Below are 23111 nucleotides of genomic sequence, written 5' to 3' on the forward strand. Positions count from 1 at the left end.
GAGAGCCATGTCGCCTCGCCTGACCCTCCCAGCCCGTTCCGCACGCCTCGCCCTCCTGGGCGCCACGGTGCTGTGTGCGTGTACTTCGGGACGGGTCGCGTCGCGGGATGAGGGCGCCGAGCGCATCGCGGCCATCATCGGGACACCGGAGCGCGAGGAGCCCATCCCCGAGGGCATCGTCTTCGTGCCGGACACGACGCCGCTGCCCGAGGAGGACTCGCTCGCCCTGAGCGACGCCCCCGAGCCGCCCCGTCTCCCGGAGCGGGTGGACCGTGGATGGCCCTGGGCGCCCTACTCCACCGGACCGCTGCTCGGCATGTGCTCGCGGCCACCGCACCGGGCCATCCTCCCGGCCCCCGTGCCTCCGGCGTGCCTGCTGGCGCCAGGCTCCATCCGCTTCCACCTCACGCCGAGGCCCGGTGGCAGCATCCCGGGCCTGCTGCCCTGACCGGCTCCGTCAGGCCTGCGCAATCGACTTGGGCGGCAGCTTGAGCACCTGGCCCACCTTGATCTTGTCCGGGTCCTTGAGCTGGTCCTTGTTGGCCTCGAAAATCTTGGGGTACAGCTTCACGTCCCCGTAGATGTCCTTGGCCAGCTTCCCCAGCGTGTCGCCGGACTTCACCGTGTAGAGGCCGTACGGCTCCGCGTTCGTCACGGTGAGGTTGACCATGATTTCCTGCTGCCAGTTCGCGTGCTTCGCCTTGATCTGATCCCAGATGCGGTCGCGGTCCCACGCGTGGTCCACCGAGCCCTTGAGGATGAGCTTCCCGTTCTCCTCTCGGGACTCGACCTTCGCGCCAACCGTCTTCGCCACCTCGAGCACGTCCTGATAGTCGTTCTGCAGGGCCATGGGCGCTCCTCCTGTCGGGTCCGGTCGCACGATGTCCACGCAGCGGCCAGCGTGCGAGGCGGCGCACTGTAGGCACGCCCGCCTCGACTCCTGTCTCGCCCTCCAGGCCCTCGTGTTCGCCGCGTAACGGACACAGTCACGAGTGACTGCCTCGTCGCTCGACGACGGGCCTTGCGAGCCATCGCCGCCCGTCAAGTGGACGAGCACGAGTGACGTTCCATCGGCTTGGCGCTTCGTGGTACCGGAATGGACCGAGCCACGGCCCTCCTTCACCAGTGCTTCTCGCGCGGGAAGGAAGACAGGTCGCCTGCTTCACGAGGGAACGGTCGGCGCGGGGAGCCAGAATAGCGCTCGCCCTCCCGGACGTTCATTGGCTCGCTCACCCCCCCAGAGGAGTCAACCCCCCATGTCCACGCTGCGCAGCCTGTGCCTCATCGGAGCTTTCTCCGTGGGAGGCCTCGCCTGTACCGGAAACACGGAGTCCACCTCCCCCTCGGGCGCCATCCCCAACCCCACCCGCCCCACCCTCCCGTCCACCGGCAATCCCCAGCAGCCCGAGCCGGACCCCACGCCCCCCGTCACGGAGATTCCAACACCGTCTCCAACGACGCCCACCACTCCGGACACGCCCTCACCCGAGGCGCCCACCGAGCCCCAGTACTCCCGCGAGTGGTTCGTGAGTCCGTCCGGCAACGACTCCGCGGCCGGCAACGAGTCGAGGCCGCTGCGCACCATCTCCAAGGCCATCACCCTGGCGGGTCCAGGCGAGATCATCCGCGTCCAGGCGGGCACCTATGCGGAGAAGCTGGTGTTCGACTCCAGCGTGCGCGCGGGCACCGCGAGCGCGCCCATCACCCTGCGTGGCGAGGGCAAGGCGAAGATCGTCCCCACCTCGGGCGGGTGGTACATGGCGCTCGTGCAGCGGCCGAACTGGCGCATCGAGGGCTTCGAGTTCGACGTGCGCGGCCAGCGCCAGGTCGCGGTGACGTTCGCCGGTGACACGCAGGGCAGCGTGCTGGCGAACAACGACCTGCACCACGGCTCCTTCGGCAGCGGCATCAGCACCGACGCCGGCGCGCGGGGCGTCACCATCGAGAACAACCACATCCACCACTTCGCCCAGGGGAGCACCGACTCCCACGGCGTCGTCATCGCCCCCACGTCGAAGAACATCACCGTGCGCGGCAACGACATCCACGACAACTCGGGTGACTCCGTGCAGTGCCTGGGGCCCGAGGGCTTCAGCAACGACGCGCCCGCCGCCGGGGTCCTCATCGAGGGCAACGACATGTATGACAACCGCGAGAACGCGGTGGACATCAAGACGTGCCACGACGTCACGGTGCGCGGCAACCGGATGCACGGCTTCACCAAGTCCGCGACGTCGCGGGGCGAGGCGATCGTGGTGCACTACTCCGCGAAGAACATCATCATCGAGGACAACGACATCTCGCAGGCCTCGCTGGGCGTCGCCATCGGCGGCAACCGCTTGAATGCCCCGCCCACCAACGTGTCCATCCGGCGCAACCGCATCTTCAACCTGAAGACGCCCGAGGGCTCCGCCATCCGCATCGAGAACGGCGTGGACGTGCGCGTGCTGCACAACACCGTGACGGGGACGAACGGGTTCGCGCTGGTGCTCGGCCACGGCACGGGGGGCGACTCCACCAACGTCGCTGTGCGCAACAACATCTTCGACACGAAGAACGCGGTGCACCTGGGCCACAGCGCGCCGGGCTTGAAGATGGAGTCCAACCTCTACCGGCCGGGCGCCAACTTCACGACGGGCAACTTCTTCGTCCCCGAGCTGTCGTGGGTGGGGACGTTGTTCGCCGCGTGGAAGCAGCAGGAGGGCCAGGACGTCACCTCCATCGAAGCGCTCAACGCGCTGGTCGACACGGACTCGCTCGAGCCCGGGCCGGGCGCGGTGGACAAGGGCATGGACCTGGGCCTGCCCTACTGCGGCGCCGCGCCGGACGTGGGCGCCATCGAGTCCGACTGTCCCACCGGCCTGCAGACGGCGACGGCGGAGTTCACCGAGTAGCACGCGGGTGATGACCTCCCACGCGGGCTGTCGCGTGGGAGGTTGCTTCGCGCGGTGAGTCGCGAATTCGAGGCTCGCGGCATCCGCCCGCTCAGCGACGCTGCGACGTCCCGGTGGGCTGTCAGGAGAGGACCCACGCCCGCCGCAGCGCCACCACGGAAGGCTTGCGCCCGTTGGCCGCGCCGCGAACCGCCGCGCCCTGCACAGCCTGTGACGCCCAGCCTCATGCACCCAATGCTGGCGAGCAGGTCGAGCAGAGCGCCCCGCTACGCGCCAAGCGGCGGCGGCACAGCCTCATGCATCCAACGTGCGAGAGCCGTGTCGCCGTCGGTCCTCGCCTCTACGCGCCGAGCAGCTCGCGGTGCAGCCGCGCCGTGAGCGGCTTCAGGTGCGGCTTGTCCACGAGGAGCGTGAGCTGGAGCGGAGACGTGTGCGCGGCATGCACCTTCGCGCCCAGCTCCTCCGCCGCCGCCAGCGACTGACGCAAGGGCGCCCAGTCCGCGTTGAGGCCCACGCCCACGCACGTGACGGTACCCAGCTCCTCGCGCCACGTCACCGACGCGCCGAAGCGCGTGGCCAGCTCCTTGCGCAGCGCCTCCGGCCCGTGGATGTCCGCCAGCGGCACCAGCAGGTACGCGTGCCCGGCGCCCCCAGTCAGCCCGTCGTACCCGAGCGAGCGGCCTCGCACGCCCCGGGCGTCCAGGAACTCCAGGAGCTCCGCCAGCGGTACCTCGGCGCCCGCCGCGAGCACCGCCAGCTCCGCGTCCGCGGTGACGCCCTTGATGCGACTGTCCGACGGCGCGGTCAGCTCACGCACCATCGTGCCGCTGCCCTCCGCGTGCGCCGTGCGCGCGAGGATGGCGATGCCGCGCGACTTCGCCCACTCCACCGCCTGCGCGTTGAGCACCTTCGCGCCCGCGCTCGCCAGCTCCTGCATCTCGTCGTAGCTCAGCGACTCCAGCTTGCGCGCGTCCGGCACCACGCGCGGGTCCGCGCTGAAGATGCCGTCCACGTCCGAGTAGATCTCACACGCCTCCGCCTCCAGCGCCGCGGCCAGCGCCACCGCCGTCGTGTCCGAGCCGCCACGCCCCAGCGTGGTGACCTCCTTCTTGTAGGACACGCCCTGGTAGCCGGCGACGATGACCACCTTGCCCCGCGCCAGCTCGTCGTGGATGCGGTAGGGCCGCACCTCCACGATTCGCGCCTGCGCGTGCGCGTCCGTCGTGATGATGCCGCTCTGGCTGCCCGTGAAGCTGATGGCCGGCACCTCCATCTCCTGGAGCGCCATGGACAGCAGCGCCATGGAGATGCGCTCGCCGCACGTCAGCAGCATGTCCAGCTCCCGCCGCGCGGGGTCCGGGGACACCTGCTTGGCCAGCGCCAGCAGTTCGTCCGTGGTGTCGCCCATGGCGCTCACCACCACCACCACCTGGTACCCGGCGTCGCGCTTGTCCTTCACCCGGCGCGCCACCTTGCGAATCTTCTCCACGTCGGCCACCGACGAGCCGCCGTACTTCTGGACCACGATAGGCATGAGCGTCTCACTACCCTTCTTGGGCGTGTCCGGGGAACCACACCGGAGTGGAGTCTTGCAGGAGCCCGGCCAGCGAAGGGAAGCACCCAGGCCACTCGCCGGGCGTCGCCTTGACACCCCGAAGACCCCTCCTATAGTCGGCGGCGGTTCTGCCCGGGCCGTCCGAGACACACCTCCACGGCCGGCGGCCCAGGTCGAGCACGTCTTCCTGGAGCCTCCCCATGGCGATGATCGAGGTGCAGCACCTCACCAAGCGGTATCGCGACCGCGTGGCCATCGACGACCTCACCTTCAGCGTCGAAGAGGGCGAAATCCTCGGCTTCCTCGGGCCCAACGGCGCGGGCAAGTCCACCACGATGAAGATCCTCACCGGCTTCCTCCCCGCGTCGGAGGGAGTGGCCCGGGTGGGTGGCTTCGACGTCCACCGGCATCCGCTCGAGGTGAAGCGCCGCATCGGCTACCTGCCGGAGACGCCGCCGCTCTACCCGGAGATGACCGTGGAGAGCTACCTGCGCTTCGTCGCCTCGCTCAAGCGCCTGCCCTCGCGTGAGCAGAAGACCGAGGTGGAGCGTGTGGCCGCCCTCACCGGCGTCACCCACGTACTGGGCCGCGTCCTCGCGAACCTGTCCAAGGGCTACAAGCAGCGCACCGGCATCGCCCAGGCGCTGCTCGGCTCGCCGCCGGTGCTCATCCTCGACGAGCCGACCGAAGGGCTCGACCCCGCCCAGCGCGCCGAGGTGCGCGCGCTCATCAAGAGCCTCGCGGGCAAGCACACCGTCATCCTCTCCACGCACATCCTCCCGGAGGTGACGATGACGTGCGAGAAGGTCCTCATCCTCAACCAGGGGCGCATCGCCGCCTACGACGACCTCCGCAAGCTGGCCGGAACCCAGGGCACCGCCGAGAGCGCGTCGCTGGAAGAAGTCTTCATCAAGCTGACCGCCGCCTGAGCGCGCGCCTTTCGTCCCCCTTCCAAGGAAACCCGTCGGCCCATGCGCATCGCCCTGGCCATCGCTCGCAAGGAGCTGTCCCTCTACTTCACCACCCCGTGGGCCTATGGCGTCTTCACGGCGATGGTGGCGCTCTCGTCGTTCTTCTTCGTGGGCCTGCTGGAGCGATTCCAGCAGGTGCAGGAGATGGCGCGGCGCACGAACTGGTCCCAGCTGCCCGAGGACTTCACCGCGTACCGCAACCTCACCGACGGCGTCGTCGTCCAGCTGTGGGGCATCGTCATCATCATCACCCTGTTCGTCGCCCCCTTCCTCTCCATGCGCCTGTTCGCGGAGGAGAAGCGCAACAAGACCCTCGAGCTGCTGATGACCGCGCCGGTGCGCCCCATCGAAATCGTGCTGGGCAAGTACCTGGGCGGAGTCGGCATCATCTGCGCCACGCTGGGCCTCACGCTCGTCTTCCCGGTGGTGCTCTCCGCGTTCGGCAAGGCGGACTCCGGCACCGCGCTGGAGTGGTCCACGGTGATGCTGGGCTACGGCGGCATCCTCCTGTGGGGCGCGACGTGCATGGCGGTGGGCATGTTCATCTCCGCGCTGACGGAGAGCCAGATGCTCGCGGCCTTCCTCACCTTCGCGGTGCTGCTGCCGTGGATGCTGCTGTCCGGCGTGGCGCAGGGGGCCGAGGAGCCGGCGCGCTCGGTGCTGATGCACCTGTCCTTCGACGCGCAGCTGCAGAACCTGCTCAAGGGCATCCTGGACGTGAAGAGCTTCGTCTTCTTCGCCTCCGTCATCGTCTTCTCGCTGGTGCTCACGCACCGCACCGTGGAAGCGCGACGCTGGGTCTCGTGACGTGGCCCGCCCTCACGTGAAAGGCACCCCCCGGACATGAACGCGACCCTCATCGGCAGGTACCTGGGCGCCTTCGGGCTGCTGCTCCTCGTCTCCAGCCCCTTCACCCTCTTCATCACCTCCGGCAGCCTCATCGCCTCGGGGGTGAAGGCGGGCGTGGGCCTGGCGCTCGTCGGCGTGTACCTGGCCACGAACCTGAAGCAGTTCGGCCAGCTCGCCACGCGCAAGTCGAGCACCTTCTTCATCACCTCCGTCCTCACCGTGCTCGGCGTCCTGGGCGCGCTGGTGGGCATCAACTACGTGGCCCATCAGCAGGCGCCGCAGTGGGACTTGACGAAGGAGCGCATCCACACGCTGGCGCCGCAGACCATCGCCACCCTGGGCACGATGCCGGAGAAGGTGAAGGCCATCGGCTTCCTGCCCCCGACGCACGAGTCCTACGCGCTGCTGGAGACGCTCTTCCAGCGCTACCACGCGGAGGCGCCGGCGAAGTTCGAGTACGAGTTCAGGGACCCGCGCCGCTCTCCCGAGATGGCCTCGAAGTACCAGCTCAAGGAAGGTCAGGCGAGCGTGGTGCTGGCACGCGGCGAGTCGCACACGACGCTCGCCGCTGTGTCCGAGCAGGACCTCACCAACGCGCTCATCAAGCTGGGCGCGGTGGGCACCCAGCGCGTCTACTTCATCACCGGGCACGGCGAGTGGCCTCTCGACAAGGATGAAGCCGCGCCCTCGGACCCGGGCGGCTCGCTGTCGGAGCTGCGCCGGCAGCTGCTCCAGGAAGGCTACGCCGCGGAGGCCATGTACCTGGTGGGCACCACGGACATCCCCCGCGATGCCTCGCTCGTCGTCATCGCGGGAGCCCGCGTGCCGTACACGCAGCCGGAGGTGGCCGTGCTGCGCAAGTACCTCGCGAGCGGTGGACGGCTCGTCTACTTCACCGACGCGGGGCTCGTGGATGGACTGGGCGAGCTGCTCGCCGAGCACGGCATCCTGGTGGACGAGGGAATCGCCGCGGATGCGCAGTTCAACAGCGGCAACCCGTACGTCGTGCAGTCCCCCTTCTACAGCACCCACGCCATCGTCGCGCCGCTCAAGCAGCGGGGCCTGAACGTGGAGCTGCCCACGCCGCGCAGCCTCACCGTGCTGCGCGAGGGCATGGCCGAGGGCGTGCGCGTGGAGCCGCTGGTGCACACCTCACAGCACGGCTGGGTGGAGACGAAGCCCGACGAGAACGCGGTGCCGTCGGATGGAGAGAAGACGGGCCAGCTCACGCTCGCGGCCGCCATCGTCCGCGACACGAAGGACGCCGCCGACAAGCGCTTCGACGAGGCGCGGCTCGTGGTGGTGGGCGACTCGGAGCTGCTGTTGGACCCGAACTGGGGCCACGAGCCCAACCGCAACCTGGTGATGAACACGCTGGGCTGGGCCTCCAACCAGGTGACCAAGGTGACGATGCGACCTCCGGACCGCGAGGTGTCGACGCTGGAGCTGGATACGGACGCGATGGACCACATCCGCTTCATCTCCACCGACCTGATTCCCCTCTCCATGATGGGCCTGGGACTGGCCATCTGGCTGACGCGGCGGAACAAGTGAGCGCCTCGCGCGGAGGGTTCGTCGCGCTGCTCGTCCTCGGCACCGGAGCGCTGCCCGCGTGCAAGGAGTCCGGGCCGCGCGAGCCACGTGAGCAAGCCGTGGCGGAGCAGCTCTTCGCGCCTCCGACAGGGACGACGACGGGCAAGGACGCGGCGCCCGTGTTCACCCGCATCACCGTTCGCGCGCAAGGTGACACCACCGAGCTGGAGCGTGGGCCGGACGGTTCGTGGCGAATCGTCGCGCCCGTGCAGGCCCGCGCGGAGCCGGCGGCCGTGGAGGCCCTGCTCGAGACCCTGGAGCGCTCGAAGTCGAGCACCCTGGTGGCCGAGGCCCCCACCGACGCGGACCTGAAGAAGTACGGGCTCGACTCGCCCGTGTTCACCGTGACGGCGCAGGCCCAGGTGTCGGGCTCGCCGCACGCGGTGACGCTGCATGGCGGCGTCGAGAACACGTTCGATGGCTCCGTGTACGTGCGCCGCGAAGGAGACCCCAAGGTGTACGCGGCGCAGGGCTCCGTGCGCTGGAGCCTGGACAAGGACACCTTCGCGCTGCGCTCGAAGGAGCTGCTCGGCGAGCTGGAGGTCACCGCGCTTGCGGGCATCGAGGTCCGCGCTCGGACGCACACCTACGTGCTGGAGCATGAGAAGGGCACCTCGCGCTGGCGGCTGACGAAGCCCGTCTCCGAGCGCGCGGACGAGGCCCGGGTGTCCGCGCTGCTCAAGGCGCTGAAGGAGCACCGCGCGCTCTCCTTCCCCAAGGACACACCGGAGACTCGCAAGAAGCTCGGCCTGGAGGCGCCACAGGTCGACGCTCGCTTCACGCGGACCTCGGGCGACACGGTGCGCATCCGGATGGCGCAGGTGATGGAGGACGGAGCGCCTCGCTTCCATGCGCTGCGTGAGCAGGGCTTCGTCGCGACGCTGGCCGAGGTACCCGAGGGCGCGCTCGACGTGCTGGACGTGGACGTGCTCGAGCTGAAGGACAAGCACGTGCTGAGCTTCCGCCGCGAGGACGTGCGGCGCGTGGTGTTCCATCCAGGCGGCGGCGCGCCCGCCATCACCCTGGTCAACGCGGCCGAGGGCGACGGTGGCACCGAGTCCTGGCAGGTGGAGTCGCCCGTGAAGGGCAAGGCGCAACACTTCCGCGTCGTGTCGCTGCTGCGCGCGCTGGGCGCCATCAAGGCCACGAGCTTCGGTGAGGCGAAGCCCCGGAGCTGGGCGAAGTACGGCATCGACGACGCCTCGCGCGGAGCGGTGCTGCTGGGCGCCCAGGGCCAGGAGCTGGCGCGACTGTGGCTGGGCACCGAAGTCCCGGAGTCCTCCGAGCTGCGCTACGCCCGAGGCTCCGGCCCCGAGGTGATGGAGGTCTCCGTCGAGGGCCTCGCCCTGCCCCAGCGAGCCGAGGACCTGATGGACGCCGCGCCCGCAGCGGAGCCCGCCAACGCACGCGGCCCGTGAGGGCACACACGGCCGCATCGTGACAATCCACTACGTCGGAAAGGTGACGCGACGCGCCGCCGGATTTGACGCGCGCCTCGTGCACATTCGCGTGGGCCTTCCCTGGGGAGATGGTGCGGGCCGCTGACATTCTCTGGCAATTCTTTGTGCTTTCCTCCTCCTCCGCCCCTCCCTACCTTTTGGTCACACTCGTAGATGATGTTCGGAGGCAGTGTCATGGCGACCACGGCGGAAAACCCGATTGGGCTGAATGGCTTTGAGTTCGTGGAGTTCACGAGCCCCGCGCCCGAGGCGATGGTGGCGCTGGTGGAGAAGCTGGGCTTCACGGCCTACGCCAGGCACCCGACCAAGGCGCTGGTCCGCTACAAGCAGGGCGACATCAACCTGCTCATCAACCAGGAGCCCACGGGTCAGGCCGCCGAGTTCCGCGCCGCGCACGGCCCGTCCGCCAACGCCATGGCGTTCCGCGTGGCCAACGCCCGCGCCGCGTACGAGCTGGCGCTGGAGCGTGGCGCCGTCGCCGCGGACCCCGCCACCAGCTCCCTGGGCGAGGGCTTCTATGTGCTCCAGGGCATCGGTGGCAGCCTGCTGTATCTCATCGACCGTCACGGGGCGGCCGGCACCCTCTACGACTCCTGGGTGCAGATTCCCGGCGCCGCCGAGTCCGAGGCGAAGAACAGCGTGGGCCTGGAGTCGCTGGACCACCTGACGCACAACGTGCGCCGGGGCCAGATGCGCACCTGGTCGACCTTCTACAACCGCATCTTCGGCTTCACCGAGCAGAAGTACTTCGACATCAAGGGCCAGGCCACGGGCCTGTTCAGCCAGGCGATGATCGCCCCGGACCGCGCCATCCGGATTCCGCTCAACGAGAGCCAGGACGAGAAGTCGCAGATCGAGGAGTTCCTGCGCGAGTACAACGGCGAGGGCATCCAGCACCTGGCCCTGTCCACCCAGGACATCTACGGCACCGTCGAGCGGCTGCGCGCGCGCGGCGTGGACCTGCAGGACACGCTGGAGGCCTACTACGACCTGGTCGACAAGCGCGTGCCCAACCACGGTGAGGACCTGGAGCGGATGCGCAAGAACCGCATCCTCATCGACGGCAACGAGCAGGAGGGCCTGCTGCTGCAGATCTTCACCAACAACCTCTTCGGCCCCATCTTCTTCGAGATCATCCAGCGCAAGGGCAACGAGGGCTTCGGCAACGGCAACTTCCAGGCCCTGTTCGAGTCCATCGAGTTGGACCAGATCCGCCGCGGCGTCATCAAGGTGGAGAAGTCCCGGAAGTAGCTCCCGGCCCGACTCCGGAGGAACTTCACGGTGACCCTCGAGAATCGAACCGCGGTACCTCCGAAGAGCGGGCTCCGAAAGGCGCCCGGCGACTACCTCTCCGGATTCGGCAACGAAGTGGCGACGGAGGCCGTCTCCGGCGCGCTGCCCGTGGGGCGCAACTCTCCGCAGAAGGTCCCCTTCGGACTGTACGCGGAGCAGCTGTCCGGCACGGCCTTCACGGTGGCGCGCCGGGAGAACAAGCGCTCCTGGCTGTACCGCCTGCGTCCGAGCGCCAACCATCCCGCGTATCAACCCCACCCCCAGGGGCTGGTGCGCGGCGGTCCCTTCGACGAGGTGCCGCCCTCGCCCAACCGCATGCGCTGGAGCCCCCAGCCCATGCCCACGGAGCCCACGGACTTCGTCGAGGGTCTCATCACCTACGCCGGCAACGGCGACACGGCCACGAGCTGCGGCATCTCCATCCACCTGTACCGCGCCAACCGGTCCATGACCGACAAGGTGTTCTACAGCGCGGACGGAGAGCTGCTCCTCGTCCCGCAGGCGGGGCGGCTGACGCTGGTGACGGAGCTGGGCGTGCTGGAGCTGCGCCCGGGTGAAGTCGCCGTCGTGCCGCGCGGCGTGCGCTTCCGCGCGGAGCTGCCGGACGGCCCCGTCGCCGGCTACATCTGCGAGAACCACGGCGCGCTCTTCCGGCTGCCGGACCTGGGCCCCATCGGCTCGAATGGACTGGCCAACGCGCGCGACTTCCTCACGCCGGTGGCCGCCTTCGAGGACGTGGACCGTCCGACGCTGGTGGTGCAGAAGTACCAGGGCCGGCTGTGGGCGTCGCGGTTCGACCACTCACCGCTCGACGTGGTGGCGTGGCACGGCAACCTGGCGCCGTACAAGTACGACCTGGCGCGCTTCAACACCATCGGCACGGTGAGCTACGACCACCCGGACCCGTCCATCTTCACGGTGCTGACGTCGCCCAGCGAGTCGCCCGGCACGGCCAACTGCGACTTCGTCATCTTCCCGCCGCGGTGGATGGTGGCCGACGACACGTTCCGGCCGCCCTGGTTCCACCGCAACGTGATGAGCGAGTTCATGGGGCTGGTGCAGGGCGTATACGACGCCAAGGCCGGCGGCTTCGCTCCGGGCGGCGCGTCGCTGCACAACTGCATGAGCGGGCACGGTCCGGACCGCGCCAGCTACGAGCAGGCCATCAAGGCGGAGCTCAAGCCGCACAAGATTCAAGACACGATGGCGTTCATGTTCGAGTCGCGCTGGGTCATCCGCCCCACGCGCTTCGCCATGGAGACGTCGTCCATGCAGCTCGACTACGACGACTGCTGGGCGGGCTTCGAGAAGGCCCGTCTGCCTTGAGCCTTCCGACCCGGCAGCGCGTCTGGACGACGCCTCCTGATGTCACGCTGTGCCCGGTGGACTCCCTCTCGGACCCGGGCGCGCGCAACTTCGTCCTCCAGATAGAGGAGGCCTTCTTCCACGGCTTCCTCGTGCGCCACAACGGCCAGGTCCACGGCTTCGTGGACCGGTGTCCTCACGCGGGCCTGCCGCTGGCGCGCGTGCTGGACCAGTACCTGACGCCGGACAAGCAGCACCTGGTCTGCGGCTGGCACGGCGCGCTCTTCCGCCCCGACGACGGCAGGTGCGTGGGAGGCCCGTGCAACGGCGCCTCCCTGACGCCCTGGCCCGTGAAGGTGGAGGACGGCATGGTCGTCACCACCTGAGCGGCGGCGCTACACCTCCAGCAGCACGTAGCGCTGGTCCGGCGTGTGCTTCGTGAGCAGGGGCATGGCGACGTTGAAGACGGGGATGCCGCTCTTGGTCTTCCCCTGCAGCGAGCCGTGGTGCGCGTGTCCGTGGAAGACCGCCTCCGCGCCGTAGTGGTCGATGGGCATCGCCAGACGGCTGGTGCCCAGGAAGGGGCGGATCTCGATGTTCTCCCCCTCCAGCGTCTCCGGAATCGGGGCGTAGTGCATGATGATGACCTTGCGTGGCGTGTCCAGGTGGCTCAGCGCCGCCTCCAGCTTGAGCGACTCCGTCACCGCCTCCTGCACGAAGGCCTTGGTCTGCCCCTCACCGAAGGCCTGCAGCGTCGCGTTGCCGTAGCCGCCGCCGAAGCCCTTCACCCCGGCCACGCCGAGCACCTTCTCGAAGATGTAGTGGTCCCCGTCGAGGATGTGCACACCGGCCTTGGCCAGCTCCGCGCAGATGTCCTTCACGTGGCCCTGCTCGTAGTCGTGGTTGCCGAGCACCGCCGCGCACGGCACGCGCAGCGCCGAGAGGTCCTCGGCGAGCACCTTGCCCTCCTCCACCATGCCGCGGTCCGTGAGGTCCCCGCACAGCACCAGCAGGTCCGCCGTCGCGTTCACCTGCTTGACGAGGTGCCGGAACCGGCCGTGCTGGTCCTCACGACAGTGAAGGTCACCGACCGCCGCCAATCGAACCTTCGAGCTCGGATCCCTCGCCACGCTCGCCCCCCAGTCGTCGTTCGCTCTCGTCCCAGGCCCGCCCGTCCCCGAACCCCCAGTGGTGGATGTCCACGTGGTAGTTCACCTTGGAGACGAGGTTGCCCCGACACAGCTTCTGCTCCCAGCCGCCGTCGCGCATGCTGTCCAGCGTGCGCCGCATCAGCTCCGCCATCACCCAGTCGGGGATGAGGTCCCGCTCGGAGGGATAGGCGAAGCGGAACATCATGAGGTGGCTGAGCAGCACCTCCCAGTACCGGTCGAAGCGGCGCATCAGCCGCTCCCAGTCCATCTGCTTGCCCGCCTTGAGGATGAGGTGGTTGACGTCCGCGCCGTCGAAGCGCTCGCGCTCGGCGACGAACGCCTTGGACCAGATCATCTCCTCGGCGGGCGCGACCAGGCACTCGTGTCCGAAGATGGTGGAGGTCCGCGCGTGCTCGAACCACCCGTCGTCCACCACCGCCACACCGTTGCCGGACGAGAAGATGAAGTCGACGAAGTACTCCCCCTTGAAGGCCTTGTAGAGCCACACCTCGTCGGTGCGCTCGGTGCGCCAGCCGTCCTTCCCCAGGACCTCCAGCGCACGCGCCGCGTCCGCCTTGCGGGGGAACAGGTCCAGGTCCTTCGTGTCACGATAGATGCCGGTGTAGGTGGCGTATGCATACGCGCCGCCCACCACGAAGGGCACCCCCGCCTCACGCAGCAGCCCCACGGCCCGCGCTCGCGCGTTGAGCTCGTCCGAGGTGCGCTCGCGCTCGGCCAACGCCGCGTCGGTGCCCATCTCGCCAGGATGGTTGGGGTGTCGTTTTTCCATGGGCGAAAGGTAGGGACGCTGCATTTCCATCGTCCGAAAGCCGCCCGAAGTCGCCCGAGGAGCAGCCAGGCGGCCTTCAACCCCCTGGAATCACGGAGGCTTTCAAGGTCAGCCGGACGCCTTTTCTGTTTTCCGACGGGGCTGTGTCCATAGGAGCGAACACGCTGCCGCACGGCCCGCCGGGGGCCATCCGAACAGGAAGGAAGAAGGACCATGCTGCGCAAGAGCCTGCTGTGTGCCGCCCTGATGCTGGTGGGTTGTGACTCCGACAAGAAGCAGGACGTGGAGTCGTTCCGCCAGGGAGTGCCCTCCAAGCAGATGGTGGAGGTGTCGTCGCCGGGACCGACGGGCGACGGGCAGGGCAAGACGTCCGCGTACTACGGCGAAGGTCAGCTGTCGGGGAACTACCTCCTCACCGCCACCGCCGCCGTGAGCATCAACGCCGCCACGCTGAGCGTGCTCGGGCTGGTGGCGGAGATCGTCAAGCACCCGCCCTCCTCCATCGACGGGGACATCGCCGTGTGGGGCCCGCACACCGGCCCCCTGGACCCCCTCACGTGGAAGCTGACCGTCAAGCACACCGGAGGCGACACGTACTCGTGGGTGCTGGATGCCAAGGGCCGGCTGGAGCCGGACTCGGGCTTCAAGACGGTGCTGTCCGGCTCGCACACGGCGGGCGTGGATGGGGATGGCGAGCGGCTGTCGGGCTACGGCTCCGGCCAGTTCCTCATCGACTTCGAGAAGGAGCGCGCGCTGCCCGGCAACGAGGCGGGCGAGCAGCCCCTGGCCACGCTGGAGGTCCGCTACTCGCGCACCGGGCCGAACGCGACGGCGTCGGTGGAGGCGGACTTCGACTACACCAACACGGGCGACCTGGTGACGAGCGCGAAGTATCGCTTCAAGCAGGCCCCGGGCTCCGGCGGTGAGCTGGACTTCGTGTCGCAGCAGGACATCGACGCGGACCCGACGCGCGCGAAGCTGGAGCGGCTGGCCATCAAGAGCCGCTGGGAGCGCGACGGGTCTGGCCGCTCGGACATCAAGCTGTCGGGCGGGGACCTCTTCGGCGAGGCCACCGTCAACGAGTGCTGGGACCCGGGGCACATGAGCACCTACTACGCGGCCAGCTACAACCCGGTCATCGGCTACGGGGCGGTGAGCGCCTGTGGCGGGTTCAGCACCGCGGTCTACTCCTCGTTGTGAGGCGGCTCGCGCTAGTCTGGGGTGCGTGACAGCTCCGCGCCAGCCGGCCCTCCGGGTCATCCAAGGCGGTCCCCTCCCGGACCGGCGTGACTTCCTGCGCGAGCTGTACACGCGGTACGGCGGCAGCGTGATGGGACGCTGCCGCTATCTGTTGAAGGACGCGGCGAAGGCGGAGGACGCGATGCATGACGTCTTCGCGCGCGCCCTGGCCCACGCGGAGGACTTCCGCGCGGACGCCTCGCCGCTGACGTGGTTGATGAAGATCGCCACCCACCACTGCCTCAACCAGCTGCGCTCGGAGCGCGCGGGCTGGAGGCAGTGGTTCGAGCGCGACGCCGCCGCGCGCTCGGAGGGACACGGCGGGGACGGTGAGCTGGAGACGCGGGACCTGGTGCGCCGGCTGCTGTCGAAGGTGGATGAGGAGACGCAGGCGGCGGTGGTCCACTACCACGTGGACGGGATGACCTTGGAAGAGGTGGCCGCGATGCTGGGGCGCTCGGTGCCCACCATCCGCAAGCGGCTGGAGCGCTTCGCCGAGCTGGGCGGAGAGGAGCTGAGGGTTCGATGAGCGCGCACGAGTCGGAGTGGACACTGCGGCGCCTGAGGGCCGGCGAGCTGGCCTCCCCCGAGGCCCATCGCGTCCGGGCCCACGCGGCCGGCTGCGTCACCTGCGGCGCCGTGCTGAAGGGACTCGAGGAGCACCAGGCGCGCTTCGAGGCGGAGCACCCCTTCGAGCGCTTCGAGGCGGGCGTCGAGCGCGCCCTGGAGCGCCAGCAACAACAGCGGGCCCCGCGCCCTCCCCCCCGGCGCTGGGTGCCCGCGACGGTGGCCCTGGCCGCGTCGCTGCTGGTGGTGGTGCTCGCGAAGCCGCTGCTGGAACAAGGCCCGGAGTGGAACCGGCGCAAGGGTGGCGGCGACGCAGCGGAGCTGCGCATCGGCGGCGGCACGGGCCCGCAGCGCGAGGCACGGCCGGACAGGCCCGAGGCGCTGGAGCCCGGCGAGCGGGTGATGCTGGGCTACAAGGCGGGCGCGCACCGGTACATGGCCGCCGTGTCCGTGGATGCCATCGGCGAGGTGACGGCGCTGCATCCGGAGTCCGGCGCCAGCGTGGCGGTGGAGCCCGGCGCGGAGGTGCACTGGCTGGAGGGGAGCTGGGAGTTCACCGGCTCGGGCGTCGAGCGCGTGGTGCTGGTGCTGGGTGACGAGCCCTTCGCGGTGGAGTCGCTGGTGGAGGCGACGCGGCGCGCGTTCGCGGCGGCGGGCGGCGAGGTGGAGCGGATGGCGCCGCTGGACTTGAAGGGCGCGCAGACGCACTGGGTGCTGCTCAAGCCATGAGCCCACCCCTCTTCCCATTCGGGCGGGCCCTGGGCCTGGTGCTCGCGCTCACCGTGGCCTCGGCGGCGCACGCGGACAGCCTGCGCCGCTTCGCGCTGATTGCCGGCAACGACGAGGGCGGCGACGAGACGCGGCCCCTGCGCTTCGCCCGCGACGACGCGCGCAAGATGCACGGGCTGCTGGCGCGGCTGGGCGGCGTGGCTCCCGGCGACGCGAAGCTCCTGCTCAACGAGACGTCGAAGGACTTCCTCGCGGCGCTCACGGACCTGGAGGCGCGCGCGAAGGCCGCCCAGGAGCGGGGCGAGCGCACGGCGCTGCTCGTCTACTACTCCGGCCACGCGAAGGACGGCACGCTGCGGCTGGGCAACACGCGCCTGGGCTTCGATGACTTGAAGCGCCGGCTGTCGAGCGCGCCCGCGGACATCCGCATCGCGATTCTCGACTCGTGCCGCTCCGGCGCGATGACGCGCACCAAGGGCGCGCGGCGGGCCCCGGCCTTCGAGATCGAGTCCGGCGCGTCGCGCGACGCGCGGGGCCTGGTCATCCTCACCTCGAGCGCGGCGGACGAGGACTCGCAGGAGTCGGACGCGCTGGGCGGCAGCTATTTCTCGCACCACCTGGCGAGCGGCCTGTTGGGCGACGCGGACCGCAGCGGTGATGGGCGGGTGACGCTGTTCGAGGCGTACTCGCATGCGTACGCGCGCACGGTGGCGGACACCGCGGCGAGCAGCGGCGGCGCGCAGCACCCCACGTTCAGCTACGACCTGGCGGGCAACGGGGACCTGGTGCTCACGGACCTGCGCGCGGGTGGCGACGGGCTGGTGGTGCCGCGGGTGGCGCCTCCGGGCATGTACTACTTCGTGGACCCGGCCGGGCTGGTGGTGGCGGAGCTGGACAAGACGGACGGCGTGGAGCGCCGCGTGGCCCTGGCGCCCGGCACGTACCGCGTGAAGCGCCGGCTCCCGGACAAGCTGCGCATCGGCGAGGTGCAGGTGTCGCGCGGACAGCCCGTGGTGCTGGAGGAGTCGCGCTTGAGGGACGCGCCCTTCTCCGACGACCCGGTGAAGGGCGTGAGCCTGGACGGTGGCGCGTGGTGGACGCTGGGCCTGTCCGGCGCGGTGCAGTCCTACTTCGACGCGCCCACGCGCCAGTCGCTGTTCCTCTCGGTGGGCCTGCTGGGCGCGGAGGCGCAGCTGCACGACTACTTCCGACGCGACTGGGTGTGGGGCGTGGACGTGGCGCTGGGGCGCAAGCAGGCGCTGTTGGACCTGCCCACGTTGAGTGGCCCCGCGTACCGGTACTCGGTGACGAGCCTGGGCACGACGCTCGCGTCCGAGTGGCCCCAGGGACGCGTGACCCCCTTCGTCGGCGCGCGCATGGCGTACCTCGTGATGCGGCGCGACTTCGAGGAGGCCGCGTATCCGGACCAGAAGTTCGCGATGTTCTCGCCGGGGCTCGTCGCGGGGTTGCGCTGGCAGCCCTTGCGACGCCTGCACGTGACGGGGCGTGCCCGGCTCCACTACCTGCTCTACACCGTGGACGAGCAACGCTCCCTGGGCTTCTGGGAGCTGGGCGCGCTCCTCACCTACCGGCCATGAAGGAGCGTTCGATGCGATACCTGACGCCCATCTGCCTGTGTCTGGCCCTGGCCGCGTGCGGCGGCGACTTCTCCAACGACGACCTGGAGTTCCAGAACGCCATCCCCCGGCGCGAGGACCTGATGGCGAAGGTGCTCGGGCAGGAGCAGGCGAAGACCCGGGCCCTGCGCGTGGCGTCCAAGGTCCACGCCCTGCGACTGGGGAGGCTGGGAGAGGTCTCCGGCATCGTCGGCGACACGTCCGAGACGGGCCGCGACTTCAACGACTCGGTCGGCAACATGCTGCAGGCCATCGAGAACATCCGGACCCAGCCGGCGACCTCCCGCGGCCCCAACCGTCGGGTCTGGGGGCCGTTCCCGGGCAGGAACGACATGAAGTTCGACACGCGCTTCGTGATGACGCGTGAGGGGGGCCGCTTCGACTACCACCTCCAGCTTCGCGACGTCGGCGAGGGTGAGGGCGACTGGTGGAGCTTCCTCTCCGGCCACTTCGAGGCGACCGGCGGCGTGCGCCGGGGGACGGGCGGCCTCATCCTGGACCTGAAGCGCTCGCGCGAGGAGGGGTACCTGGGCGTGGACGTCATCGACCGGCAGGAGATCCACTACCAGACGCAGACGTTCCCCACGCGGGTGGAGCTGGTCTGGACCTTCGCGGACACCACCCGGCCCCTGCCCTCGCGCTACGTGTACCGGGAGGGCGAGGGCGGCGTGGCGGAGATGACCTTCGAGCTGGCCCAGACGGACTTCGTGCTCGGGGGGTTGAAGGAGGACATGGCGCTCACCACGCGCTGGGCGCCGGACGGCCGGGGCCTGGGCGCGGTGGAGATATTGAAGGGCGACATCCCGGGCGCGAAGTACACCGAGTGCTGGGATGCCCAGGGCAAGGTGACGTTCATCGCCCGCTCCTGGGACATCTTCAATCCGACGGAGGGCGTGCGAGCCTCCTGCCCGGACCTGTCGGCGCTGGACCGGTGACCGGCCAACCCTCCGAGCGCAGGAGCGCGGGACGGCCTGGGCCCCGCACGCGGCTGGTATAGAGTCCGCCGCCTATGAGCGAGCAGGGCGGCAAGAGTGGGGAGAAGCGACCGGGGACGTGGGCCAGCCTGGCTCGGGCCATGGCGTCCTGGCGGACGGCCTCCGTCACCCTGCTCTCGTTCTCCTCGGGTCTGCCGCTGGGCCTGGTGTGGATCGCCATCCCGGACTGGCTGCGCAGCATCGGCGTGGACATCCGCGTGGTGGGCCTCATCACGCTGGCGCAGGCGCCCTGGTCCTTCAAGTTCATCTGGTCGCCGCTGATGGACCGCTACGTGCCGCCCTTCTGGGGACGGCGGCGGGGCTGGATGGCGGTGGCGCAGGTGGCGCTGTTCGCCACGACGCTGGCGCTCGCGGGGCTGGGAGAACATCCCGAGGCCGCGTGGGTGGTGGGCGCGCTGGCCATGGCGGTGGCCTTCGCGTCCGCGACGCAGGACATCGCCATCGACGCGTACGCGGTGGAGGTCTTGCGCAAGGAGGAGCAGGGCGTGGCGGTGGGCGCGCGCGTGGCGCTGTACCGCGCGGCCATGTTCATCGCGGGGTCGGCGGCCATCACGCTCGCGGGCCGCGTGTCGTGGAAGTGGGTGGTCATCGGGCTGGCGACGCTGTACCTGCCCATGCTCGTCATCACCCGCTTCGCGCCGGAGCCCGAGGAGCGGCTCACCCCGCCCAAGTCCCTCAAGGACGCCGTCTGGTATCCGTTCGTGGGCTTCCTGTCGCGGCACCGCGCGCTCGAAATCCTCGCCTTCGTCTTCCTCTACAAGCTGGCCGACAACCTCGGCGGCACGCTCTTGCGCCCGTTCCTGGTGGACATGGGCTACAGCGACCTGCACCGCGGCGTGGCGCTCGGGACGATTGGCCTGTTCGGCACCATCCTGGGCACGCTGGTGGGCGGCGCGTGGACGACGGTGCTGGGGCTTGGCCGCGCGCTGTGGGTGTTCGGCGTCATCCAGATTGTCTCCAACATCGGCTACGTGCTCGTGGCCCGCGCGGGCGCGCCCAACGTGTGGCTGATGTACAGCGCCATCGGCTTCGAGCAGGTGACGCAAGGCCTGGGCACGGGCGCCTTCTCCGTGCTGCTGATGCGGCTGACGCAGAAGCGCTTCTCCGCCACGCAGTTCGCGCTGCTCTCCAGCCTGTTCTCCATTCCGCGCGTGGTGGCGGGCCCCATCGCCGGCTTCCTCGTGTACTCCATCGGCTGGGAGCCCTTCTTCTGGTTCACCATGGTGGGCGGCATTCCCGGCCTGCTGCTGCTCGCGCGCTTCGTGCCGCTGGGCGTGAGGGACCCGGACTTCGACGTGCAGAGCCGCCCGACCACGCGCGCCGTGAGCCGGCCGATGATGGTGGGCAGCGCGGCGCTCGCGGCCGTGGTGGGCATGGGCCTGGGACTGGTGACGACGGCGCTGCTCACCGCGGTGCAGAACCTGCGCAAGACGCCCCAGGCGGGCTTCGACTTCGCCACGCCCTTCGGCGCGCTGTTCCAGCCGGCGGGTGTCACCGACTGGGTGACGCTGGCGAGCATCATCGTCTTCGGGTTGACGGTGGGCCTGCTCACCGCCGCCGTGCTCGCCGCGCGCTCCGGGGCCTTCTACCTGCCCGAGCAGGAGGCGCCCCCCTCCCCCTCCGGCGCGCCCAGCCCGTAGCGGGACTTCGGGCGGGTCTCGGTCCACCCGAGGACAGCGGGTCGAGAAGGCCGAGCAAACTGTCGGGCCGCGCGCCTATGGTGCGGCCGACATGGCCCATCCTCTCGCCGGAAAGCTCCCGCCCGAAGACCTCCTCATCGACCCCGAGAAGCTGCGCGCGCGCTACTACGCGGAGAAGCCCGACGTGGGCGTCCCCGAGCAGCGCGTGGCCTTCGGCACCTCGGGACACCGTGGCTCGTCGGCCCGCACCAGCTTCAACGAGGCGCACATCGTCGCGGTGACGCAGGCGCTCTGCGAGTACCGCCAGCAGCAGGGCATCGACGGCCCGCTGTACCTGGGCATGGACACCCACGCGCTCTCCGCCCCCGCGCAACAGACGGCGCTGGAGGTGCTGGCCGCCAACGGCGTGCAGGTGCGCTTCACCGACGGCGCCACGCCCACGCCGGTCATCTCCCACGCCATCCTCACGTTCAACAAGGGGCGCACCACGGGGCTCGCCGACGGCATCGTCATCACCCCGTCCCACAACCCGCCCGAGGACGGCGGCATCAAGTACAACCCGCCCAACGGCGGCCCCGCGGACACGAACGTCACCGCGCTCATCGAGCGCCGCGCCAACGCGCTGCTGGGCGAGGACAACCGCGGCGTCCAGCGCACGCCGTACGAGCGGGCGCGCACGGCGCCCACCGTGAAGCCGCACGACTTCATCACGCCGTACGTCGAGGACCTGGGCTCCGTCGTCGACATGGAGGCCATCCAGGGCGCGAAGCTGAAGATTGGCGCGGACCCGCTCGGCGGCTCCAACGTGGCGTACTGGGAGCCCATCGCCACGCGCTACGGGCTGAATCTGACAGTGGTGAACCCCACCGTGGACCCGACGTTCCGGTTCATGCCGGTGGACCACGACGGCAAGATTCGAATGGACTGCTCGTCGCCGTACGCCATGGCCAACCTGGTGAAGCTCAAGGACCAGTATGACCTGGCCTTCGGCAACGACGCGGACTCGGACCGGCACGGCATCGTCACGCGCTCGCTGGGACTGATGAACCCCAACCACTACCTGGCGGTGGCCATCCACTACCTGTTCCAGAACCGCCCCGGCTGGAAGGCCGGCACCGCGGTGGGCAAGACGCTGGTGTCCAGCGGGCTCATCGACCGGGTGGCGCAAAGCCTCCACCGCCGCGTCGTCGAGGTGCCGGTGGGCTTCAAGTGGTTCGTGGACGGGCTGCTCGCGGGCACGCTGGGCTTCGGCGGCGAGGAGAGCGCGGGCGCGTCCTTCCTGCGCCGCGACGGCACGGTGTGGACCACGGACAAGGACGGCATGCTGCTGGACCTGCTCGCGGTGGAGATATTGGCGCGCACCGGCAAGGACCCGGGCGAGCACTACCAGGACCTGGCCGCGCGCTTCGGCACGCCCTACTACGCGCGCATCGACCAGGCGGCCACGCCCGCGCAGAAGGCGGTGCTCAAGAAGCTCTCCCCGGACGCGGTGAAGGCGCAGAGTCTGGCCGGCGAGCCCATCCTCCAGCGCCTCACCCGCGCGCCCGGCAACGACGCGGACATCGGCGGACTCAAGGTCGTGGCCCAGAACGGCTGGTTCGCCGCGCGGCCCTCGGGCACCGAGGACGTGTACAAGATCTACGCGGAGAGCTTCCGCGACGAGGCCCACCTGAACGCCATCCTCGAGGAGGCCCGCGCCATCGTCGCCCAGGCCTTCGCCGGAGCGTGAAGACCGTCCTGATGTACGTGCTGGCCCTCTTCATGGTGGCCGGCGGCATCAACCACTTCGTCCATCCGCGCGCCTACGTGCGGATGATGCCGCCGTACCTGCCCTGGCACGGCCCGCTCGTCTTCTGGAGCGGGGTGGCGGAGGTGCTCTTGGGGGTGGGGCTGCTCATCCCCGCCACCCGGGTGGTGTCCGCCTGGGGGCTCATCGCGCTGTTCATCGCCGTCTTCCCCGCCAACGTCCAGATGGCGCGCGAGCCGGAGCGCTTCCGGAAGATTCCCAAGGCCGCCCTCTGGGCGAGGCTCCCCTTGCAGGGCGTCCTCATCCTCTGGGCCTGGTGGTACACCTGATCCACGAAGCGCCTGTCCGCCCGGCGGCCCGGGGGGTACGTCCTTCCTTGACTCCCCCCGGGGTGCTCTTTAGGTTTCAGTGTTCTCAGGTAGCCCCACCGAAATTCCGAAGGACGTTCCATGGCTCGCGTCACAGTCGAAGACTGCCTCCCCCTCGTCGACAACCGGTTCGCGCTGGTGCTGCTCGGTGCGAAGCGCGCGCGTCAGCTGATGGCCGGCGCCCGCCCCATCATCGAGCAGTCCAAGAACAAGCCCCCCGTGCTGTCGCTGCGCGAGGTGGCCACCGGCCGCGTGAAGTTCGACCGTGACGTGCGCGAGGCGCTGTCCGGCAAGTACACGGCCGACACCGCCAAGTAGTCCGCCGTCC

The 23111-nt window shown here is 69.8% G+C and carries 22 protein-coding genes; 18 read left to right on the forward strand and 4 right to left on the reverse strand.

Annotation, left to right across the window (positions count from 1 at the left end):
• The first annotated feature begins 7 nt into the window (after nt 1-7).
• On the forward strand, nt 8-448 hold the full coding sequence (locus AC6JA9_RS28725) for a hypothetical protein (protein ID WP_223745727.1): 441 nt from the start codon (nt 8-10) through the stop codon (nt 446-448).
• A 9-nt stretch (nt 449-457) separates the two neighbouring features.
• On the opposite strand, the gene AC6JA9_RS28730 is transcribed toward AC6JA9_RS28725, so the two are convergent.
• On the reverse strand, nt 458-850 hold the full coding sequence (locus AC6JA9_RS28730) for a LysM peptidoglycan-binding domain-containing protein (RefSeq protein WP_141324405.1): 393 nt from the start codon (nt 848-850) through the stop codon (nt 458-460).
• A gap of 406 nt (nt 851-1256) precedes the next feature.
• On the opposite strand from AC6JA9_RS28730, the gene AC6JA9_RS28735 reads away from it, so the two are divergent.
• On the forward strand, nt 1257-2894 hold the full coding sequence (locus AC6JA9_RS28735) for a right-handed parallel beta-helix repeat-containing protein (protein ID WP_497958146.1): 1638 nt from the start codon (nt 1257-1259) through the stop codon (nt 2892-2894).
• Between the two features lie 340 nt (nt 2895-3234).
• Here AC6JA9_RS28735 and AC6JA9_RS28740 read toward each other — a convergent pair whose 3' ends face one another.
• Complete coding sequence (locus tag AC6JA9_RS28740) at nt 3235-4428, reverse strand: aspartate kinase (protein ID WP_497958147.1); 1194 nt, start codon at nt 4426-4428, stop codon at nt 3235-3237.
• Nucleotides 4429-4655: 227 nt separating this feature from the next.
• Between AC6JA9_RS28740 and AC6JA9_RS28745 the strand changes: the two genes are divergently transcribed.
• The 7 genes from AC6JA9_RS28745 (at nt 4656) to AC6JA9_RS28775 (ending at nt 12306) form a co-directional block, all read left to right on the forward strand.
• Nucleotides 4656-5378: an ABC transporter ATP-binding protein gene (locus tag AC6JA9_RS28745; RefSeq protein ID WP_267701194.1), complete on the forward strand. Its 723-nt coding sequence runs from the start codon at nt 4656-4658 to the stop codon at nt 5376-5378.
• Nucleotides 5379-5420: 42 nt separating this feature from the next.
• Nucleotides 5421-6227, forward strand: coding sequence for an ABC transporter permease (locus AC6JA9_RS28750; RefSeq protein WP_223784107.1), 807 nt, complete (start codon nt 5421-5423; stop codon nt 6225-6227).
• 36 nt (nt 6228-6263) lie between these two features.
• On the forward strand, nt 6264-7823 hold the full coding sequence (locus AC6JA9_RS28755) for a GldG family protein (protein WP_223745722.1): 1560 nt from the start codon (nt 6264-6266) through the stop codon (nt 7821-7823).
• A complete protein-coding gene (locus AC6JA9_RS28760) occupies nt 7820-9280 on the forward strand; it encodes a DUF4340 domain-containing protein (protein WP_497958148.1) in 1461 nt (486 codons plus the stop codon). The genes AC6JA9_RS28755 and AC6JA9_RS28760 overlap by 4 nt, the downstream gene beginning before the upstream one ends.
• 216 nt (nt 9281-9496) lie before the next feature.
• Complete coding sequence (gene hppD, locus AC6JA9_RS28765) at nt 9497-10573, forward strand: 4-hydroxyphenylpyruvate dioxygenase (RefSeq protein ID WP_223745720.1); 1077 nt, start codon at nt 9497-9499, stop codon at nt 10571-10573.
• A gap of 30 nt (nt 10574-10603) precedes the next feature.
• Nucleotides 10604-11941 (forward strand): homogentisate 1,2-dioxygenase, encoded by a 1338-nt coding sequence (gene hmgA / locus AC6JA9_RS28770; protein ID WP_408889816.1) that lies wholly within the window; start codon nt 10604-10606, stop codon nt 11939-11941.
• Nucleotides 11938-12306, forward strand: a complete 369-nt coding sequence (locus AC6JA9_RS28775; protein ID WP_223745718.1) for a Rieske (2Fe-2S) protein — start codon at nt 11938-11940, stop codon at nt 12304-12306. Before hmgA ends, AC6JA9_RS28775 begins: the two co-directional genes overlap by 4 nt.
• Before the next feature lie 9 nt (nt 12307-12315).
• Here the strand turns inward: AC6JA9_RS28775 and AC6JA9_RS28780 are convergent, their stop codons facing one another.
• Both AC6JA9_RS28780 and AC6JA9_RS28785 read right to left on the reverse strand, forming a co-directional pair.
• Nucleotides 12316-13020, reverse strand: coding sequence for a metallophosphoesterase family protein (locus AC6JA9_RS28780; protein WP_046714952.1), 705 nt, complete (start codon nt 13018-13020; stop codon nt 12316-12318).
• Nucleotides 13004-13828, reverse strand: a complete 825-nt coding sequence (locus AC6JA9_RS28785; RefSeq protein ID WP_223745869.1) for a nucleotidyltransferase — start codon at nt 13826-13828, stop codon at nt 13004-13006. Before AC6JA9_RS28785 ends, AC6JA9_RS28780 begins: the two co-directional genes overlap by 17 nt.
• Nucleotides 13829-14074: 246 nt before the next feature.
• On the opposite strand from AC6JA9_RS28785, the gene AC6JA9_RS28790 reads away from it, so the two are divergent.
• The 9 genes from AC6JA9_RS28790 to rpoZ all read left to right on the forward strand — a co-directional run bounded on the left by AC6JA9_RS28790 (nt 14075) and on the right by rpoZ (nt 23101).
• Nucleotides 14075-15061 (forward strand): hypothetical protein, encoded by a 987-nt coding sequence (locus AC6JA9_RS28790; RefSeq protein ID WP_223745717.1) that lies wholly within the window; start codon nt 14075-14077, stop codon nt 15059-15061.
• 25 nt (nt 15062-15086) lie between these two features.
• Nucleotides 15087-15629 (forward strand): RNA polymerase sigma factor, encoded by a 543-nt coding sequence (locus tag AC6JA9_RS28795; RefSeq protein WP_223745716.1) that lies wholly within the window; start codon nt 15087-15089, stop codon nt 15627-15629.
• Nucleotides 15626-16396, forward strand: coding sequence for an ACP synthase (locus AC6JA9_RS28800; protein WP_497958149.1), 771 nt, complete (start codon nt 15626-15628; stop codon nt 16394-16396). Before AC6JA9_RS28795 ends, AC6JA9_RS28800 begins: the two co-directional genes overlap by 4 nt.
• Nucleotides 16393-17994: a caspase family protein gene (locus AC6JA9_RS28805; protein WP_497958150.1), complete on the forward strand. Its 1602-nt coding sequence runs from the start codon at nt 16393-16395 to the stop codon at nt 17992-17994. Before AC6JA9_RS28800 ends, AC6JA9_RS28805 begins: the two co-directional genes overlap by 4 nt.
• Nucleotides 17995-18005: 11 nt before the next feature.
• The gene (locus AC6JA9_RS28810) at nt 18006-18968 is read left to right on the forward strand and encodes a hypothetical protein (protein ID WP_223745713.1); all 963 of its coding nucleotides are present in this window, start codon (nt 18006-18008) and stop codon (nt 18966-18968) included.
• Between the two features lie 74 nt (nt 18969-19042).
• Complete coding sequence (locus AC6JA9_RS28815; RefSeq protein ID WP_223745712.1) at nt 19043-20668, forward strand: AmpG family muropeptide MFS transporter; 1626 nt, start codon at nt 19043-19045, stop codon at nt 20666-20668.
• Nucleotides 20669-20759: 91 nt separating this feature from the next.
• The gene (pgm, locus tag AC6JA9_RS28820) at nt 20760-22397 is read left to right on the forward strand and encodes a phosphoglucomutase (alpha-D-glucose-1,6-bisphosphate-dependent) (protein ID WP_141325497.1); all 1638 of its coding nucleotides are present in this window, start codon (nt 20760-20762) and stop codon (nt 22395-22397) included.
• Complete coding sequence (locus AC6JA9_RS28825) at nt 22394-22744, forward strand: DoxX family protein (RefSeq protein WP_141325495.1); 351 nt, start codon at nt 22394-22396, stop codon at nt 22742-22744. Before pgm ends, AC6JA9_RS28825 begins: the two co-directional genes overlap by 4 nt.
• Nucleotides 22745-22864: 120 nt before the next feature.
• The gene (rpoZ, locus tag AC6JA9_RS28830) at nt 22865-23101 is read left to right on the forward strand and encodes a DNA-directed RNA polymerase subunit omega (RefSeq protein ID WP_141325494.1); all 237 of its coding nucleotides are present in this window, start codon (nt 22865-22867) and stop codon (nt 23099-23101) included.
• The last annotated feature ends 10 nt before the right edge of the window (nt 23102-23111 follow it).

It is taken from the genome of Myxococcus sp. MH1, assembly GCF_059738865.1.

Coding starts and splice junctions, on each gene's coding strand:
- AC6JA9_RS28755 (WP_223745722.1), top strand. CDS start 6,264: ATGAACGCGACCCTCATCGGCAGGTACCTGGGCGCCTTCGGGCTGCTG.
- AC6JA9_RS28810 (WP_223745713.1), top strand. CDS start 18,006: ATGCGATACCTGACGCCCATCTGCCTGTGTCTGGCCCTGGCCGCGTGC.
- AC6JA9_RS28745 (WP_267701194.1), top strand. CDS start 4,656: ATGATCGAGGTGCAGCACCTCACCAAGCGGTATCGCGACCGCGTGGCC.
- AC6JA9_RS28800 (WP_497958149.1), top strand. CDS start 15,626: ATGAGCGCGCACGAGTCGGAGTGGACACTGCGGCGCCTGAGGGCCGGC.
- pgm (WP_141325497.1), top strand. CDS start 20,760: ATGGCCCATCCTCTCGCCGGAAAGCTCCCGCCCGAAGACCTCCTCATC.
- AC6JA9_RS28805 (WP_497958150.1), top strand. CDS start 16,393: ATGAGCCCACCCCTCTTCCCATTCGGGCGGGCCCTGGGCCTGGTGCTC.
- rpoZ (WP_141325494.1), top strand. CDS start 22,865: ATGGCTCGCGTCACAGTCGAAGACTGCCTCCCCCTCGTCGACAACCGG.
- AC6JA9_RS28740 (WP_497958147.1), bottom strand. CDS start 4,428: ATGCCTATCGTGGTCCAGAAGTACGGCGGCTCGTCGGTGGCCGACGTG.
- AC6JA9_RS28730 (WP_141324405.1), bottom strand. CDS start 850: ATGGCCCTGCAGAACGACTATCAGGACGTGCTCGAGGTGGCGAAGACG.
- AC6JA9_RS28785 (WP_223745869.1), bottom strand. CDS start 13,828: ATGGGCACCGACGCGGCGTTGGCCGAGCGCGAGCGCACCTCGGACGAG.
- AC6JA9_RS28750 (WP_223784107.1), top strand. CDS start 5,421: ATGCGCATCGCCCTGGCCATCGCTCGCAAGGAGCTGTCCCTCTACTTC.
- AC6JA9_RS28725 (WP_223745727.1), top strand. CDS start 8: ATGTCGCCTCGCCTGACCCTCCCAGCCCGTTCCGCACGCCTCGCCCTC.
- hppD (WP_223745720.1), top strand. CDS start 9,497: ATGGCGACCACGGCGGAAAACCCGATTGGGCTGAATGGCTTTGAGTTC.
- AC6JA9_RS28735 (WP_497958146.1), top strand. CDS start 1,257: ATGTCCACGCTGCGCAGCCTGTGCCTCATCGGAGCTTTCTCCGTGGGA.
- AC6JA9_RS28815 (WP_223745712.1), top strand. CDS start 19,043: ATGAGCGAGCAGGGCGGCAAGAGTGGGGAGAAGCGACCGGGGACGTGG.
- AC6JA9_RS28790 (WP_223745717.1), top strand. CDS start 14,075: ATGCTGCGCAAGAGCCTGCTGTGTGCCGCCCTGATGCTGGTGGGTTGT.